We start from the raw sequence: 16,899 nt of genomic DNA, 5'->3' as shown, positions 1-16,899 counted from the left end.
GCTCGGCGCCGCGAGACGGAATCCCCGGTGCCCCACGCCGATCGTACAATGCGAGAACTGAGTTGATCGACACGAATACGGGATTCCGTTCGGGAATGTTTCGCCGCATTTATTCGAAATGGCATTCCGTGCGAAAGGGAGGCGAGAGGTGACATCGAAGGCCGACGGTACCGGGCAGCTCCTGGCCATCAGCGACCTCCACATCGGTTATGAGGAGAACCGCGCCCTCGTCGAGAAGCTGCGCCCCGGCTCCGACGACGACTGGCTGCTCGTGGCCGGGGACGTCGCCGAGACCGCGGCCGACGTCCACTGGGCCCTGGAGACGCTGGCGAGCCGTTTCCGCAAGGTCGTCTGGACTCCGGGAAACCACGAACTGTGGACCCACCCGCGGGACCCCGTCACCCTGAGCGGCACCGCCCGCTACGAGTATCTGGTGGACCTGTGCCGCGCACTGGACGTGACCACCCCCGAAGACCCCTATCCGGTCTGGGACGGCCCCGGCGGCCCCGTCGTCGTGGCGCCGCTGTTCCTGCTGTACGACTACAGCTTCCTGCCGGCCGGTTGTGCCGACAAGAACGAGGGACTGGCCTACGCGAAAGGCACCGGCGTCGTCTGCAACGACGAGTACCTCCTCCACCCCGACCCCCACCCGAGCCGCGAAGCCTGGTGCCGCGCCCGGGTCGCCGAGACCGAACGCAGGCTCGCCGAAATCCCCGACGACCTGCCCACCGTCCTCGTCAACCACTACCCGCTGGACCGTCACCCCACGGACGTCCTGCGCTATCCGGAGTTCGCCATGTGGTGCGGCACCCGACTGACCGCCGACTGGCACCGCAGATTCCGCGCGGTCGCCATGGTCTACGGCCACCTCCACATCCCACGGACCACCCACCACGAGGGCGTCCGCTTCGAGGAGGTGTCCGTGGGATACCCACGCGAGTGGCGCACCCGCCCGGAACCACCGGGAGTGCCGCGCCGCATCCTGCCGAGGGAGGAGGAACGGCCACGTCCGTAGGATCCGATCCGGCTTCCGCCGGTCTTCCTCGGCGCCTTGGTGTCCGGCGCCCCTGTCAGTACAGCGGAGGCCGCCCTTGACCTGCACAAAGCAGGCAGGGAGCCGTCTCGGAGGAGCCCCAAGTGCTGCGCACTCTGTTCAAGTCCAAGATCTAGCATCTGGGTGTTTTTGCAGCTCAGAGGCTTGGTTGCCTTGCTCAGGTCAGCAAACGGTCAGCATCGGGCGCGGGGGCGTCCCGGCTTGCTGACGGGTGGCCGCCATGAGGGGTGACCTCGACAGGTATCTGGCTCCCACCAGGCCGCGGCCGGACCCACCGCGGCGGCCCTCGTGTGACCTGCTGCGTCATGATCGCCCGCGCCCATGATCGAGGCTGGTGCCGGGTCTGCAGGGCCGCCGGTCGCCGCGCCGCCTGGGGGTCGGCGCGGGTAGGCGGTGTTGCGCTAGGCGCCCACTGGGTCAGACGTCCGAATGAGGGGCGGGCGGTCGCCCGACCCGTACGTACGACAGGGGACCCCCGTATCCGCCATGCCGCCGCCTCTCAGCAGCGATACTGGATGCATGGACGCGACGATCACCGCCCCCCGCGCCGAGGTGCTGCGGGACCGCTACCGCAGCCGCCTGCCCGAGCGCTTGCAGGAGCTGGCCGGCCCCGTCGAGGGCGACGTGGACCTGCCGCTCCACATCGTCTGGTCCGGGCGGACGAGCTACAGCCTGGACCGTCCGAAGTCCCGCATGACGCTCTACCGGACCGTCCTCGCCGAAGGACTGCGCGAGGACCTGATGACCCTCCTGGACCACCGGCTGCTCACCGAGCAGTGGCCCGTGCTGCGGCGCCTGATCAGTCCCTACATCCGCGAGGTCTGGGAGGACGCCTTCCCCGAGCTGCTCCGCACCGCTCCGGCCGACACGACCGCCGGGTGAAGCTCACTCCGCTCCACGAGCGTCTCCTCGCCGACATCCTCGACCTCGGCTCCCCCTACCCTCTGGTCCTCACCGGCGGGTACGCCGTGCAGGCCCACGGTCTGGTCGAACGCTTCAGCCGCGACCTCGACGTCGCCACCGAGAATTCCGCTCCGATGCAGGAGATCGTCGCCTCACTCACCGCAGGCCTCGGCGCGCGTGGATGGCGGACCACGCACGTCCAGACCGATCCGCTCAGCGGCCGGTTCCTCGTCACCGATCCGGACACCGGCGAGGAGTGCGAGGTCGACGTCCTCAAGGAGGCGTTCTGGGCTCCGCCCGCCCAGACCCCCTACGGCCCCGTTCTTTCCCTCGACGACGTGATCGGCACCAAGGTCCGTGCCCTCGCCGACCGCGGCACCGTCCGCGACCTCATCGACGTCCAGGCCGCCTCCCGCCACCGCTCCGGCGCCGACCTCGAATCCCTGGGCCGCCGTCGCGCCCATGACGAGTTCAGCCTCGAAGACCTCCGGGACCGGTTGATCGGCGCGGACTGGTACGAGGACGAGGACTACACCGCATACGGGCTCACCTCCCGGCAGATCGAGGAGCTCAAGGCGTGGGCGCTGGAGTGGGCGGAGGATCTGGGCGCACGGATCCACGATGAGAACGCCTGAGAGGCGAACATCGCGTCCATCTGCTCCACCGTCGGTGCAACGAGAGGATGAGGTGTAGCCGGCAAGTTCCGACCCGGAGCCGTCCACGGTGGGAGGCTGCCCTGCACAGCGGAGCGGTCGACCGCCGACCGGCTGATGGCCGAAGAGGGCGTGTTCCGTATCCCGTCTTTTGCTTGCCTACATGACGAAGGCGCTGACGGCCGATGACGAGGCTCTGGCGTTGGAGATCGTCATGATGGCCGGGCGCGGCCTGTGCGACGGCGAGGCGCGGCACGATGCAGTACGGCTACCTGCTGCGCGGCCCGGGCGGCTGCTTCATCGAAGGCATGGAGCGGCGCAGGGCGAGGAAGCTCTTCGTGGACATGCCGCCGGAGGAGGGCGTGGGGATGTACGGCTTTCGGCACCATTTCGCCTCCAACGCCCTCGGCAACAACATCCCCATCACCGACGTGGTGGAGCGGATGGGGCACAAGTCCATGGAGGAGACGTACCGCACCTACCGGCACCTGATGCCGGGCATGATCATCGAGACTGCCCGGATCCTGGGCGCCGGCCTTTGGGAAGCCGCCTGATGGCGGAAACGGAGACGTCTGGCTTTCGAGGTGGGCAAGGAGATCTTCTTGAAGTCGTCGCCTTCACCCCGCTGACCTGCGTAGAGTTTTGCATAAGCTGGGCTGAACTGCGGCTTTGCGGATTTCCGGGGATCTCACGATGTCGCTGTCTTACACGGTCGATCCCCCCAGGCACGCGTCAGGGCGGGCTGATTCTCCCCAGCAGAGGGTCATGCGGCGTGCATACGCAGGGGGTAGGGCATGGTCCGAGTGCACCGCTCTGCTGCGCGCAGTACGCGGCGGGGCGCCCGCCGCAAGCTGGTGAGCGGCTGGCTGGTTTCAACCACTTGAAGCGGAAACTTTGCTGGGGCACCCTTTTCCGGTGCCAGGTGAAGAAGCGCACCTTGTAGGTGCAGAGGCTGTCCAGCGGGCGAAGAGATGGCTTGAGGGCACCATGCGCGTGGCTCAGTCGTACACCAATACGGACGGCGCTTGGGCGAAGAAGCTCACCCTCCACTGGCCGCACGGCAATGAGAAGCAGTTCTCCTACGACCTCGGCGGGGTCATGCGTGGCGGAGACTGGGATGGCCAGATGTTCTGTGCCGAGGTCAAATGGCGACGGAACTCAAGTGATCAAGGTACGGAGTACAAGAGCTTTCTGGCCAAGTGCTACGTCGCACTCAGCAAGGACTACATGCTCGGTGATCACTACATGTGGATCAGCTGGGCGCCGTTCCGCGCACGGGATTGGGATGTGCTCACGGCTCCGGACACGATCAGGGAAGCCGTTCTCGCCGAGGCGGCTCGTGCTTTGGGCACGGAAGATCCAGACGAAGCCCGGGAGCTGATCAAGGACGAGATCGTCGATGAGCTGTCGGCCCGGCTCTGGATCGTGGTCATGTCGGAGAAACAGGAGAAGCTCGTTCCGCTTGACGACTGGCGTGGAGTCGTAGCCCGCTTCTATAACAGCCAGGGGAAGACGTCATGGTGACACCAGTCGCACCCGAGATCGATCGCGCACTCGACCACCCTGACCCTCGCGAGGCCGTTGAACGGGTCAAGGATGTTGTGCAGCGCCGATTGCTTGCAGTGCATCCCTCCGCCAAGATCGTCCGAACCCCCTTCTTCAACCATACTTACGTTCCAGACCTGTTGATGAGGTGGAAGAACGGCCGCGGTGTGGCTGAACGGCGCGTCTATCTCCGGACTTCATCCGATCCGATCCTCCTCGCCAACGATGTGTTGCTGCTCGAACGAGAGCAGCAACCGCTCGTCGTGCCGCTGGGGCAGGTCGGGCAGGGCCCTTCATGGACCCGGCTGGACGGCATCGCGGGGGAGCGACAGACGCTCGTTCTGGACCCCTTCGGACTCGGGTCTCTGCCTCCCCACTCGACGACCCGATCGCCGGTTGCACTGGCTTCCGACGCGATCGTCGAAGGCGGCCGCGGGATCATGAGACAGGACCAAGTGGAACAGTTCCTCGCCTCGGTGGACCTGGGAGTCGGTGCGGCCCGTGAGGGCCGGGAGGCCCCGACGCGTGCCGCCCTCACCACGCTCAGCCGTCGCACGACCCCGGGCGTGGCGCATCGGCTTGCCACTTTCATGGCCGCGATGTGGCAAGGCAGTGGCCGATCGATGACGGACTTCCCGGGCGATGTTCCGCTGCGCTCGTCCCTTGATGCCACCTCCTTGAACTTGTTGCTGTCCTCGGAGGAGATCGAGGACGAAGACTTCTGGCGGCGTATCCAGCCGCTTGTGGACATCAAGCCGCTGCTCGACAGCGGCATCACGGACACCGAGAACCTGCAACACCTCATGCGTAGCGCTGTCGGTGTCTGGAAGGCCCATGTCTGCATGGTCGTCGAAGGGCTTGGTGCGGGCGGCGGCTGGCGCTGGACGGTGGACCGAGGACGACTGGCCCTGCGAGGTCCGGATTTCGTCGCGTACATCGCCGGCAGCCGCAAGGACCTGGAGTTTCCTGAGGAGCGTGAGGTTCCGTTGCTGGCGGAGGTACGTGAGCGGGCGAACAGGCACGGCATCACGCTCACGTCGATTCGCATGATGACGCCGAACCGGAGTATCGGATATGACTCGCCCGGCGAAGATGTCACCAACGACCCGCAGTTGGACGGCATCAGCGCGGCACTGGGGCAGGAGGAGGGAGTCGTAGAGGCCCTGGCCGTGACACCCGGAGGGTATGCCCTGAGGTGTAACTTCTCCACGCAGACGGCCGGCCCGCCAGGCGCTCGGGCGTTGCTCATCTACGCCGATCTCTTGGGGACGGCGCTCCGCCTCCTGCGACCTTTCGGTGAGGGGGACGGGGGCGTGCTGCGTAGCCTGCTGGGTGGGGGTCCGGTGCCACCGGTGCAGTGGTCGCAGCCAACCCTGCCGGAGGCGTGAGCAGAGGGCGGCTGCGAGACCGACTTCCGACAGTTGGTGGTCCGCCTTCCGGGGCACGCCCATGCATCGCAGACGAGCCGTCCGTCTGCATGACGAACTGCACCGAAGTCCTCGACTGAGCCGCAACAATGGGAGTGAACCACGACGGAGCACGTCACCTGGGCGAGGCACGCTTCCGCAGGCGTGTGCCCTTTCCGGGGAGCAGGAGTGAGGAATGGCAGATCGCACGTCGCGATCAGCGCCGTTGGCCTACCCTGAACCCTTGGGAGGTCAGGGGATTGCGGGCGACACTTCTCAACGAGCTGAACGACAGAATCCTGGCCTTTCGCAAGGAGGAGCCTCCGGAGGCTGTGCTCGACGAGGCGGGGGTGACGTGCGCCTCGGAACTCATGGCGATAGTCGGCGAAAAGCTGGACGAACTCCAAGAGGTGGACACCGAGATCCTGCACACGGTCGCCGCGTACTACTGGGCGCGATCCCTTGCCCAGGGCGAAGCCGAGCTGTCGGCCGCGGATCTCAGGACAGCGATGCATGTCTTCGGCATGCTGTATCTGGCCGATCACCGGCGTGTGCCCAGGGAGTTATGGTCCCGGCTCACGGAAGAGACCGGCCACGACCCGTGGCGAGACCCCGTGGACCACGCGAGTGACCTCGTGCTGGATGTCGAGGAGGGTGGTGACCCAGCTCTGCTCGACGAGGCGGTGGCCCTGTTGCGGGGCGTCGCCCCCACCCCGTACCGAGACACCATGCTCGGTCTCGCGCTCTGTCGGAGAGCCCCGGTATCCGGTCGTCTGGACGATGCGGACTCGGGGATCCGGCTGCTTGCTCACGTGGCTGCCCTGTCGGAGGACTCACAGACCCGTCGGGCGCGTCGACGACTCACTCTTGCCGAGGCGTACACCCGCCGCTTCGTCGTCTCGGCCGATCTCGCCGACCTGGCCGCGGCGGAATCCGCAGCACGCTCAGTGTTCGCCGAAGCCCCGGAGGGCTCGTCCGAGCAGACGGATGCAGCGGGGACCATCGGTCTCTGCCTCGCCCGCAGGGCCGAGGCGGACCCACTCCCGGACGGCATCGCCGGACTTCAGGAGGCCGTCTCATGGCTGCGGCTGGGAGTGGATCTCCGGACGGCCGCGGGGCAGAAGCCCGACCGTGCGAATCTGCGCAAGGCGATGGGGCTGCTTCTCGAGCGCACGGCTCGGGATTTCACTGAAGAGCCCGGGCGGGAAGATGAGGAGGAACAAGAGGAAGCGTTCCCGGAAGTCGGGGTGCCATCCGCCTCGTCGGACAGTACGAGCCAGGCGCGTCACCTCGCCGAACTCGGCTCGAAGACCATCTCCCGGATCGTGTCGGAGGCCGAAGCCATCCGCCAGGTCATTGATCCCGCCTTCGCGCTCTCGAAGGACGCGATCGCCTCTGTCGTGGCAGGAGCCTTGCACCTCGTCGAATCCGGAACACCTCGGGACGCGGTGCCCGTGCTCACTCTCGTGCTGGAGGCCGCATCCGTTCGTTGGGGGAGGGAGGTCGGAGGCCCCTGGTGGTGGGCGGCCGACGCCTATGTCGAAGCCGCGAGGCTGAGTCTGGTCGAGCGCCCCGACGGACAGCTGTTCCGACGTGCGCATGATGCCGTGCGGGTCCAGATCGACGCATTGCGCGGAGTCACAGGGGCAGCGGGCACCGACGAACTCGCCCAAACCCTCTTCGCCGCCGGACTGCTGCATCTCAGCCCGTACCTCGGCGAAGCGGCAGGATGGGACTTCACCAGCGCACTGAGCATCCGGGAGGAACGCCAAAGACGACATCAATCCCTCCACCCGGACGATCCCGCCCACACCGCAGTCCCGGACATGCCTCCGCCGTCGGACGCGGCTGCAGCCGCTGTTACATACCTACGCGAATCCGCCGACCTGTCGACGGGACACGAGCGGGGGCGGGTGCTGAAGGCTCTGGCCGAGGCGCTCTCCTTCCTTGCCGGGATGCGGAGAGAGTCGTACGACCACGAGATCCTCATCGCTGCCCGGGAGGCGTTCGACGTCATCGATCCGCGTCGTGACCCGTTGGCCCACCTCTATCTCTTGCGGATTCTGTACCGGTTCGGCGAGCTGACCCTGCCTGACAGCCTTGCCGCGCTCCTGCCCGTGCCCCTCGCCGTGATCAGGCAACGGCAAGAGCTCCATGAGGCTTCATGCATCTTCGCGGAGGCGCTCACTCTTGCGAGGGAAGCCCATCGCCTCGATCTCCAGGCCCGTCTGCTGAGGGAGGCCGACCGTGACTTGCCGTATCTCTCCATGGATTCCCATCGCCGGCTGCGCTGGTCGAGCGAGGTTCACTGCCTTGCCGATGACCGTCTGATCTGTGCACCGGAGCAGATGCAGGTGGGCCTGCTCGCCGACCACGTGCGTTCCTCCGCGGAGGCGGAGGCATGGCCCGCCGAGCAGCGAGCGGCGACGCTTCTCCACCTTGCGGCACACGCGGATCCGGAACAGGAGGGTGACATCGGACGTGACCTCATCAACGAGGTGCGACAGACGTCACCATCCCTCTTCCGACGTCATGTCGATGCGATCACCTACCTCGATGCGACACTCGCTCATGACAGGGGAGCGCACGCTCAGAGACAAGAACAGTTGGGCACCGCCGCGGCCCTCTTCGCCTCCGCAGCATTCGACTTCGCGCTGTGCCGACAGACCGACCTCGCTCTCGCAGCCCTCGACGCGGGCCTGGGATGCGCCTCCGCCTCCGAGGGATCTGAAGCAGAACGGGCCGCGGTCGCGCTGATCCCCGCGTCCGTGTTTCTGCGTCAGGTTCCGGACGAGACCGTGGACTGGAAGCTGTACAACCTCTACCAGTCGCTGGCCTTCAGGGCGAGCGGCCCTACCGTCAACCTTTCGGTGATGGCCGGCATTCATCAAGCTGCCAAGGGCATGGACTACACGCTCTCGGCGGGGCGTCCGGGTGCCCTTGAGTTCTCCGCCCGCCTGGACGGAATTCTGGCCCGTGCACGCGTCGCCGAGGCAGGTCTTCCCGGGCCGCTGCCCGACTTCGACCTGCCCGGCGGAGCCGAGGCCGCCATGCTCTATCACCTGGGTTCAGGTGAGGCCGAACCGGACCACGACGCCGAGACCGAAGTGCGTAACCTGCAGCGCGCCGCCGATCGCTGGATCAGCGGGGAACTACGCTTGGCGCGGGGCTCGACGTGGTTCCCGCTTCTTCAGGTCGACGAGATCCAGGAGCTTCTTCCTCCGGAGACCGTGCTGCTCTCGTTCTTCCTTGGGCAGGTCGACCACGTGGACTCCGTGAACCCCGTCATGGCCCTGCATGGGATGGCGGTGACGAACGAGGAGCTGTTCCACCGAACCATGGTCTTCCCGATGTACGAAGGTTCTCTGGTCCGCGTGTTCAAAGCCGGTCACACACTCACCGTTTCACCTGCCGCGATCGAGATCGCGCAGCTGCGCCAGGAAATCACCGCCGACCCCCTGCACCGTGAGGTGTCGCGCACCGCTGCCCAGCTGCTGAGCAACGACTCCCGCTCCTATCTCGCCGGCTTCATTGATTCTCTGCCTTCATGGCTCACCCAGGGAAAGTCGCACCTCTGCGTCTGGCCCAACGGGCCCCTGCATTACCTTCCCTTTCACCTGCTGTCCGCAGACGCCCGCCTCCTCGCCGACGACTGGACCGTCACCCAGGTGTCCAGTCTTGCCTTCCTCGCTCGCCCCGCATCGTCTCCCTCCCTACAGCGCGGGTTCGCCGCCTTCGCGTTCGACAGCTGGGGAACGAACACACTGGAGGCCCACACCGCGCGGATCGCTGCCTCGATGGGCGGTGCGACCCCGGTGCTGGGGGCCGATGCCACTCCTCGCCGCTTCCTGGAGGCATTGCCCGAAGCCCGCTACATCCATGTGGCGGCCCATGGTTCACACAACGAGTGGGCACCCTGGCACCAATGCCTGTTCCTGTCACCGGACCCGGGACGGGGTGACGACGGCCGGGTCTTCGCCCATGACATCCTCAGAATCGATCTGCGTGGCGTCGAGCTCGTCACGATGAGTGCATGCGAGTCGGCCCTCGGCAGATTCGACATCAACGACAATTTGCACGGTCTGCCTGCGGCCTTCCTTCAAGCCGGCGCCGCCGCCATCGTCGGCTGCCTGTGGCCTGTGGCCCCTGATGTGGCCAACACTTTCTTCGGAACCCTGTACGAACAGCTCGCTCTCTCCAGGGACCGGCGTACCGCGTTCCGAACAGCCCAGTCCACGACGCGTTCCTGCTACCCGGCCTACCGGGACTGGGGCGCGTTCTGCTTCATCGGGGACTGGCGCACCGCCACCGATCACTCACGGGAAGCCACCACATGACCTCTCTCGAACCCATGGCCGGGGTGGAGGCAGGAACCTCCTACGACCTCAGGCTTGTTTCGACCCTCCTCCTCCAGACGCCCACTCCTCAGCCTTCGCTGACAGGACGGATCTCTCTGGGGGCACCGGTCGTACGTCCGCTGACCGGCATGCAGGCCGCCGAGGGTGACGGAGATTGGGGAGAGTTCCTGGACGCGCAGTCCGCTCATTACGACTTTCTGCTCCTCAGCATCGTTTGTTCCTTCCGTCCTTCGTCCGAGGGAACTCCGTTCGCGAACGCGGGTATCGGCGTCCGACTGGAGGCACCGGGTCAGTCGGACGACCGGCAACCCATCGCATGGTCCATCTCCCCGAAAAGGCGGGCCGTCCCCGTTGCGCCCTCCGGCTCGCTGACACTGACCGCCAATCTCATGCTCGTCGACGCAGGAATGGAGTTCACACCGCATCAGGGTGGGCGCGAGGAACTGTTCGTGGTCGGTATGGGTGAACGCGACAGCGACCCCGAGTGGAGGTTCACTGCCACCCCTGACACACCCCTGATCGGTGATGAGTCGCTTTCACTGATCATTCGGACCCCGGCCGGCGTGCCGACGCAGGCCCATATCGCAGTGGCCGCGACCGTCAAGCAACGCCGTCTTGGTTTGATCCCGTATCGGGCTGAGCTACCTTCTGCTCTGCGGACCATCGACCTTCAGTGAACCTCTTTCATCCTGTGCTGGAGGGTGAAAGAGGCTGGTCAGCGAGGGTGGTGACGAGACAGGGCCCCTTGTCGTTGGCGTGGTGATTCCACTCATCACACCGGCGACCGAAGGGGCCCTGTTGGTTCCGTATCCTGCCACGCTCGACGTCCCTCATGAGCTGGTCGAGCATGTCGCTTGGCTGCTGCACGAGCACCGCCAGGCCCGCAACACCCGCTGGCGCAAGCTCGGCTGCTTCCAGCAGGCGCTTCTCACGCTGGTGCACCTGCGGAAGAACGAGACGTTCTCGCAGCCCGGGGCCGGTTTCGGGATATCCCAGGCCACCGCCTGGCGCTACGTCGACGAGACCTTGGACGTGCTGGCGGGCTGGGCACCCGGTCTCCAGGAAGCGCTCACCGGTCTCGGTGAGGGCGATCACGTCATCGTTGACGGCACTCTCATCCCGATCGACCGGATCGGCGCGGACGAGCCGTACTACTCGATGAAACACCGCAAACACGGCATGAACGTGCAGGTCATTGCCCACCCGGACGGCACACCGCTCTGGTTCTCCCGCGCCACTCCAGGCAGGGCCCATGACCTGACCGCGGCCCGCTCTCACGGCATCGTCCAGGCCTGCCTCACCCGGCAGATCCCTCGTCCTCACCGACCGCGCCTACCAGGGCGCCGGCGCCACCTTCCGCACCCCGTACTACCACCACCGCGAACAGCCCGCTCACTATCAGCAGTTCAACCGCGACCACGCACGGCTGAGAACTCCCGGGAACGGGCCTTCGCGCAGCTGAAGTCCTGGCGACTGATCCGCCGTGCCAGATGCTCCACCCGACGCATCAGCACCATCGTCCAAGCCGTCCACACGTTGCTGACCTGCAGCTATTCAGGATGAAAGAGGCTCACTCAGTAAGGATCTTCAGAGTGGTCACCGATCGGGTGACGGCCGACTGCGGATAGCAGGCGAGGCCTTCGGGCAGTGGTTCGAGACGTCTGACGTTTCAACCGCCGCTGCCGGAGGCCTCGTTAGTCATCTAACCTGCCGCACTCGACCTGCCGCGTGCGCTCGTGGAGTGGTTCACGATGCTGATCGTCACCCGTGGGGGTGGCCGCTGGTGCAAGCTGTGACCCTCGCAACACGCGATCATCGCCATGGCCTACCTGCGCGAGCACACGACCTACGCGAAGCTCGCTGCAGGCTTCCGGATCAGCGAGGGCATCGCTCACACCTACGTACAGAGCGTGATCAAGCTTCTCGCCTCGAGGGCACCGTTCCTGACACAGGCCCTGCGCCGGGCATGTCTCGAGTACGTCCTGGTGGACGGCACCATCGCCGAGTGCGACCGGGTCGGCGACCACGAACGCGACTACTCTGGCAAGGCCAGACGGCACGGAGCGAACCTCCAGGCCGTCACCGATCCCGCTGGCGGGCTGATCAGGTACTCGCCGGCGCTGCCCAGCAGCCCGGTCGACATCACCGCCGCCCGCACCCACCGTATCGTCACGACCTATGAACGTCTGCGGGTCCCCGTCCTCGCCGACAAGGCCTACGCCGGCGCCGACGGCACGTTCCGGGTTCCGTTCAAACGCCACCTCGGGCGCCCCCGCACCACCAGACAAGCAGCCATCAACCGAGCACACGCCCGACTCCGCTTCCCCGTCGAGCGCGCCTTCGCCCGGCTCGAAGCCTGGCGGATCTTCCGCAAAGCCTGGATCATCCCCAACCGACTCACGTCAATCACCAAAGCCGTCCTCACCCTCGAGAGGCGACGCTGAAGATCCTTATTGATCTGCGTGACGTACCGTCAGAGAAGTCAGCATTCGGTCAGCATCGGTCCCCACCCATTCCAAGGCGGTCGTCTCCACAGGCGTCGATATGGCGCGAAACCCCAGGTGGGTGGCCGTCCAGCCCGACCGGAGCGATGTTCCTCACAAACATCGTTCGGCACTTGCCGGTGTACAGTCGAGACCGCCCTTGACCTGCACGAAGCAGGCAGGGAGCCGTCCCAGAGGAGTCCACAGTGCTGCGCACTCTGTTCAAGTCCAAGATCCACCGCGCCACCGTCACCCAGGCCGATCTGCACTACGTCGGTTCGGTCACCGTCGACGTGGAGTTGATGGAGGCGGCCGACCTGCTGCCCGGTGAGCTGGTGCACATCGTCGACATCGACAACGGCGCCCGGCTGGAGACGTACGTCATCGAGGGCGAGCGGGGATCCGGGGTCATCGGCATCAACGGTGCCGCCGCGCACCTCGTGCACCCCGGTGACCTCGTCATCCTCATCAGTTACGCGCAGGTCGAGGACGCGGAGGCGCGGACGTTCGTGCCGCGCGTCGTGCACGTCGACGGTGACAACCGCATCGTGGAACTGGGGGACGACGCGTCCGCGCCCGTCCCCGGCAGTGACACGGTGCGCGCGCCGCACGCCGTGCCCGTCCACGGCTGAGTACGACCCGAGGAGCACACCGCATGGCCGAGCCGAGGATCCGCGACGACCGGGCGAAGGGACGTCTGGAGGCGTTCGAGGAGGACGCCTCCGTCGGCGTCGTCGTCTACTTCGTCCTCGACGCCGAGCCCCACGCCCTGGTGGCGGTCCACACCGTCGTCGAGCCGGAGCACGAGGGGAAGGGGATCGCCGGGGCGCTCGTGCGCGAGCTCTACGCGACCGCCGCCCGCGAGGGCGTGCCCGTCGTGCCCCTCTGCTCGTACGCCGCGAAGTGGGCCGAGCGCCATCCCGACGAGGCGCCCGTCCCGCCGGACGAGGTGGTCCGCGCGGCGGAGGAGCGGCTCAGGGCCACCCCGAGCCTGTGGTGACCCCCGCCGGCACCCTGGCCCTGCTGCACACCTCGCCGGTCCACGTCCCCGTCTTCGACGCCCTGCGCGACCGCCACCACCCCGGGCTCGCCCTGCGCCACCTCGTCGACGAGGAGCTGCTCGTACGGGCCCGGGAGGCGGGTCCCGGTGCCGTCGCCGGGGCGGTGGCCGCCGTGCTCGCCGGGGCCGTCGCGGACGGCGCCGGCGCCGTCCTCTGCACCTGCTCCACCCTCGGCGGGGTGGCCGAGGACGCGGCGGCCTCCCTCGGCGTGCCCGTGCTCCGGGTGGACCGGCCGATGGCCGCCGAGGCAGCCCGGGCCCGCCACGTCGTCGTCGTGGCCGCCCTGCGCTCCACCCTGGAACCCACCGTCGCCCTCCTCGCGGAGGAATCGGGGCCGCGTCCCCGCTCCGTGAGCACCGTGGTGGTGGAAGGGGCCTGGGAGCGGTTCGAGGCGGGGGACCGGGAGGGGTACCTCGACGCCGTCGCGGCGGCCGTGGACCGGGCGCCCGTCACGGAGGGCGGCGTCGTCGTCCTCGCCCAGGCGTCCATGGCCGACGCCGCCGGGCGGACCTCCACCCCGATGACCGTCCTCTCCAGTCCCCGCCCCGGGCTCGCGGCGGCCGCGGAGGCGCTGAGCGGAGGCTGACCCCCGGGGACCGTCTGGCGGGCGCCGGACGGTCTGCCGCGCCACCCTGGGAAGCGAGGAACCCGACGAGCGAGAGGCCCGTGATGACTCACCCCGCCCCCGACCCGCTGCCCCCGTCGCCCATCCCGCCCCCCGTGCCCGCGCCCAACCCCGTGCCCCCGCCGAGCCCCAGCCCGGTCCCGGTCCCTCCGGACCCCGGGCCGAGCCCGGCCCCGCAGCCCGGCGGACCCGTGCCGGAACCCGAGCCCCAGCCCCAGCCGGGACCCGCCGGAAGAGGCCCGGCGCCCGCGCGGAGGTGACGGAAGACGGCCCGGATTCCGTGAACCGCTTGTCACGGAGCGTGTGCCACCCCTAACTTGGCGGCTGTCGCTGTGTTCTAGGGGGGCCCATGGCCGTACGCGGACGTCACCGCCGTCACCAGCCGAGCCGCGTCAACCGCGCCTCGCTCACCATCACGGCGGGAGGCGCCGGAATGGCGCTGCCGCTCATCGGAGCGGGCACGGTGCAGGCCGCCTCGCTGAACGTCTGGGAGAAGGTCGCGGCCTGCGAATCCTCCTCCAACTGGCGCATCAACACCGGGAACGGCTACTTCGGCGGCCTCCAGTTCACCCAGTCCACCTGGGAGGAGTACGGCGGCACGTACTACGCGCCCCGCGCCGACCTCGCCTCCAAGGACCAGCAGATCCTCATCGCCGAGCGCGTCCTGAAGGGGCAGGGCCCCGGCGCCTGGCCCTCCTGCGGCCCCCGCGCCGGCCTCGCCCGGGGCGGCGAGGCGCCCGAGGCCTCCACGGCGGCGAAGCCGTCCGGCGGGAACCAGCCGCGCACGGCCTCCCTGCCCGGACAGCGCGCCTTACCGGAGCGGCCGGCGCGGAGCGCGAGCCCGACCACCGTGCCCACCGTGCGCGAGATGTACACGGTGACGCCCGGCGACTCCCTGTCGAAGATCGCCCGCGAGGAGAACGTCCGGGGCGGCTGGCAGCGGCTGTACGACACGAACCGGCCCGTCGTCGGCGACGACCCCGACCTCATCCTCCCCGGCCAGCGCCTCACCCTGCGCATCGCCGCACCCAAGAAGCCCGAGCGGCCGGCGAAGGCCGAGCAGCCTGCGAGGGTCGGGAAGCCAGAGACGGTCGGCAAGGTGGGAGCGGTCGGCAAGGTCCCCGCGCCGGTGCGGACCGTCGGGCCCCCGAAGGCCGACCCGCCCGCGAAGACCGCCCCGCCCGTGCGGACGCCCGCCAAGACCGCCGCCCCCCGGCCCGCCGCCAAGCCGGCCGCGAAACCCGTCACCAAGCCCGTCTCCAAAACCGTCGCCAAGCCGGCCGCCAAGCCCGCCTCCCGGCCCGCCGCGACCAAGCCGCGCCCGGCCGCCGCGCCGGAGGTCAGCTACTTCGCCCCCGTCGCCGCGAGCACCGGCACCCGCTACGGCAAGCCCGGCTCCTCCTGGTCCAGCGGCTACCACACGGGCGTCGACTTCCCCGTCCCCACCGGCACCTCGGTCAAGGCCGTGGCCGCCGGCCGGATCGTCTCGGCCGGGTGGGCGGGCGCGTACGGCTACCAGATCGTCCTCCGCCACGACGACGGCCGCTACAGCCAGTACGCGCACCTCTCCGCCCTCACCGTCCGCGAGGGCCAGCGGGTGGGCGCCGGGCAGCGCATAGCCCGCTCAGGCTCGACCGGCAACAGCTCGGGACCGCATCTCCACTTCGAGGTCCGGACGGGTCCCGGATACGGCTCCGACATCGACCCCCTGGCCTATCTCAGGGCGCGCGGGGTCTCCGTCTGACCCCCTCGGCCCCTTCCCCGCCGGGGGAGGGGCCGGCGCCTCCGGCACGGGCGCCATCCGGTCGAGCGTGAGCTCCACCAGACCGCCCGCGGCGACCGCGCCGCAGATCAGCGCGGCCACGGCGCCCGCCGTGCCGTAGCGGAAGCCCTCGCCGAACAGCGTCACGCCCACCGCCGCGGCGACCACCGGATTGACCACCGTGAGGGTGGCGAGCGGGGCGGCGAGCCCCGCGCCCCGGTACGAGGCCTGCGAGAGCAGCAGCCCGGCCACGGCGAACACCGAGAGCACCAGGAGCGCCGTCCACTCGGCCAGCGGCGCCTCCGGCGTCCACTCCCCGGCCACCGCCTTGGTGAACACCGACGCGGCGCCGAAGGAGACGCCCGCCGCCGTCGCCAGGACCACGCTGCGCAGCGGCGACCGCCCCACCAGCCGCGCGCACCCGAAGAGCAGGCCCACCGCGCCGAAGGCGGCCCCGGTGAGCAGCCACCGCTGCCCGTCGCCCAGGGACCGCGCGTCGGCGCCGGTCGTCAGGCACAGCAGGCCCGCGAGGCCCGCCGTGGCCATCAGCGCGCCGTGCCAGGCCCGCCGCCCGGCCCCCCGGCCGACGAAGAGGGCCGCCATGGGCAGCGCGAACACGATCGTGAGCGCGCCCAGCGGCTGGACCAGGCTGAGCGGCCCGTACGCGAGGGCCGCGACGTGCAGGGCCGCCCCGACCCCGTTGAGCAGCACGGCGCCCCACCAGGCCGGGCGGCGCAGCGGTGCGTAGCGCGGACCGGCGGCGGAGGCCGCGACCCGCTCCTGAACGATCGCCGCGGCCGCGTAGGCCACCGCGGAGACCAGGGCCAGGACGACGGACAGCATGAGTGGACTCATGCCTTCCACGATCCTCCTCCCGGGCCGTTCGCGTCGTCGTACCGGAGGACCCCTTCCCGCGTACCCCTTCCGCGGTACGGGCGGCCCGCGTACGTCCGGGGTTGTACGCCCACGCAGGCCGGAACCGGTGCGAAGCGGTCTTCCGGCCCCCGCGCGGGGCGCTACGGTGGGCGCCGGCCCGGAACCGGGACCCG

13 protein-coding genes and 2 pseudogenes are annotated in these 16,899 nt (G+C 68.7%); 14 read left to right on the top strand and 1 reads right to left on the bottom strand.

Annotated elements, in window-relative coordinates; all coding sequences use genetic code 11:
• Positions 1-148 precede the first annotated feature (148 nt).
• The 14 genes and pseudogenes from ACIQD7_RS00555 to ACIQD7_RS00490 all read left to right on the top strand — a co-directional run bounded on the left by ACIQD7_RS00555 (position 149) and on the right by ACIQD7_RS00490 (position 15,832).
• Complete coding sequence (locus ACIQD7_RS00555; protein ID WP_402438026.1) at positions 149-1,015, top strand: metallophosphoesterase family protein; 867 nt, start codon at positions 149-151, stop codon at positions 1,013-1,015.
• Positions 1,016-1,573: 558 nt separating this feature from the next.
• On the top strand, positions 1,574-1,936 hold the full coding sequence (locus tag ACIQD7_RS00550) for a hypothetical protein (RefSeq protein WP_402438023.1): 363 nt from the start codon (positions 1,574-1,576) through the stop codon (positions 1,934-1,936).
• Positions 1,933-2,592 (top strand): nucleotidyl transferase AbiEii/AbiGii toxin family protein, encoded by a 660-nt coding sequence (locus tag ACIQD7_RS00545; RefSeq protein ID WP_402438020.1) that lies wholly within the window; start codon positions 1,933-1,935, stop codon positions 2,590-2,592. The genes ACIQD7_RS00550 and ACIQD7_RS00545 overlap by 4 nt, the downstream gene beginning before the upstream one ends.
• Before the next feature lie 275 nt (positions 2,593-2,867).
• Positions 2,868-3,164: a hypothetical protein gene (locus tag ACIQD7_RS00540; RefSeq protein ID WP_402438017.1), complete on the top strand. Its 297-nt coding sequence runs from the start codon at positions 2,868-2,870 to the stop codon at positions 3,162-3,164.
• A 439-nt stretch (positions 3,165-3,603) separates the two neighbouring features.
• Positions 3,604-4,134: a hypothetical protein gene (locus ACIQD7_RS00535; RefSeq protein WP_402438014.1), complete on the top strand. Its 531-nt coding sequence runs from the start codon at positions 3,604-3,606 to the stop codon at positions 4,132-4,134.
• Positions 4,128-5,543: a hypothetical protein gene (locus tag ACIQD7_RS00530; protein ID WP_402438011.1), complete on the top strand. Its 1,416-nt coding sequence runs from the start codon at positions 4,128-4,130 to the stop codon at positions 5,541-5,543. The genes ACIQD7_RS00535 and ACIQD7_RS00530 overlap by 7 nt, the downstream gene beginning before the upstream one ends.
• A 350-nt stretch (positions 5,544-5,893) precedes the next feature.
• Positions 5,894-9,898 (top strand): CHAT domain-containing protein, encoded by a 4,005-nt coding sequence (locus ACIQD7_RS00525; RefSeq protein ID WP_402438008.1) that lies wholly within the window; start codon positions 5,894-5,896, stop codon positions 9,896-9,898.
• Positions 9,895-10,596 carry a hypothetical protein gene (locus ACIQD7_RS00520; RefSeq protein WP_402438005.1) on the top strand — a complete coding sequence of 234 codons (702 nt, stop codon included), beginning with the start codon at positions 9,895-9,897 and terminating at the stop codon, positions 10,594-10,596. The genes ACIQD7_RS00525 and ACIQD7_RS00520 overlap by 4 nt, the downstream gene beginning before the upstream one ends.
• 79 nt (positions 10,597-10,675) lie before the next feature.
• Positions 10,676-11,482, top strand: a pseudogene (locus tag ACIQD7_RS00515) (transposase family protein).
• Between the two features lie 188 nt (positions 11,483-11,670).
• Positions 11,671-12,363: pseudogene (locus tag ACIQD7_RS00510) on the top strand (transposase family protein).
• Between the two features lie 245 nt (positions 12,364-12,608).
• Complete coding sequence (gene panD / locus ACIQD7_RS00505) at positions 12,609-13,034, top strand: aspartate 1-decarboxylase (protein WP_402438002.1); 426 nt, start codon at positions 12,609-12,611, stop codon at positions 13,032-13,034.
• Positions 13,035-13,057: 23 nt separating this feature from the next.
• Positions 13,058-13,402, top strand: coding sequence for a GNAT family N-acetyltransferase (locus ACIQD7_RS00500; RefSeq protein WP_121827824.1), 345 nt, complete (start codon positions 13,058-13,060; stop codon positions 13,400-13,402).
• Positions 13,396-14,049 (top strand): aspartate/glutamate racemase family protein, encoded by a 654-nt coding sequence (locus tag ACIQD7_RS00495; RefSeq protein WP_240449778.1) that lies wholly within the window; start codon positions 13,396-13,398, stop codon positions 14,047-14,049. Before ACIQD7_RS00500 ends, ACIQD7_RS00495 begins: the two co-directional genes overlap by 7 nt.
• A gap of 388 nt (positions 14,050-14,437) precedes the next feature.
• Positions 14,438-15,832, top strand: coding sequence for a transglycosylase family protein (locus tag ACIQD7_RS00490; protein ID WP_402437998.1), 1,395 nt, complete (start codon positions 14,438-14,440; stop codon positions 15,830-15,832).
• On the opposite strand, the gene ACIQD7_RS00485 is transcribed toward ACIQD7_RS00490, so the two are convergent.
• Complete coding sequence (locus ACIQD7_RS00485; RefSeq protein WP_402437995.1) at positions 15,713-16,705, bottom strand: DMT family transporter; 993 nt, start codon at positions 16,703-16,705, stop codon at positions 15,713-15,715. The genes ACIQD7_RS00490 and ACIQD7_RS00485 overlap by 120 nt on opposite strands.
• Positions 16,706-16,899: the final 194 nt, after the last annotated feature.

The organism is Streptomyces sp. NPDC093071 (assembly GCF_044754545.1).
Lineage (GTDB): Bacteria > Actinomycetota > Actinomycetes > Streptomycetales > Streptomycetaceae > Streptomyces.
The sequence above is the reverse complement of the archived record's forward strand: the minus strand, read 5'-3'. Positions and strand labels throughout refer to the sequence as shown.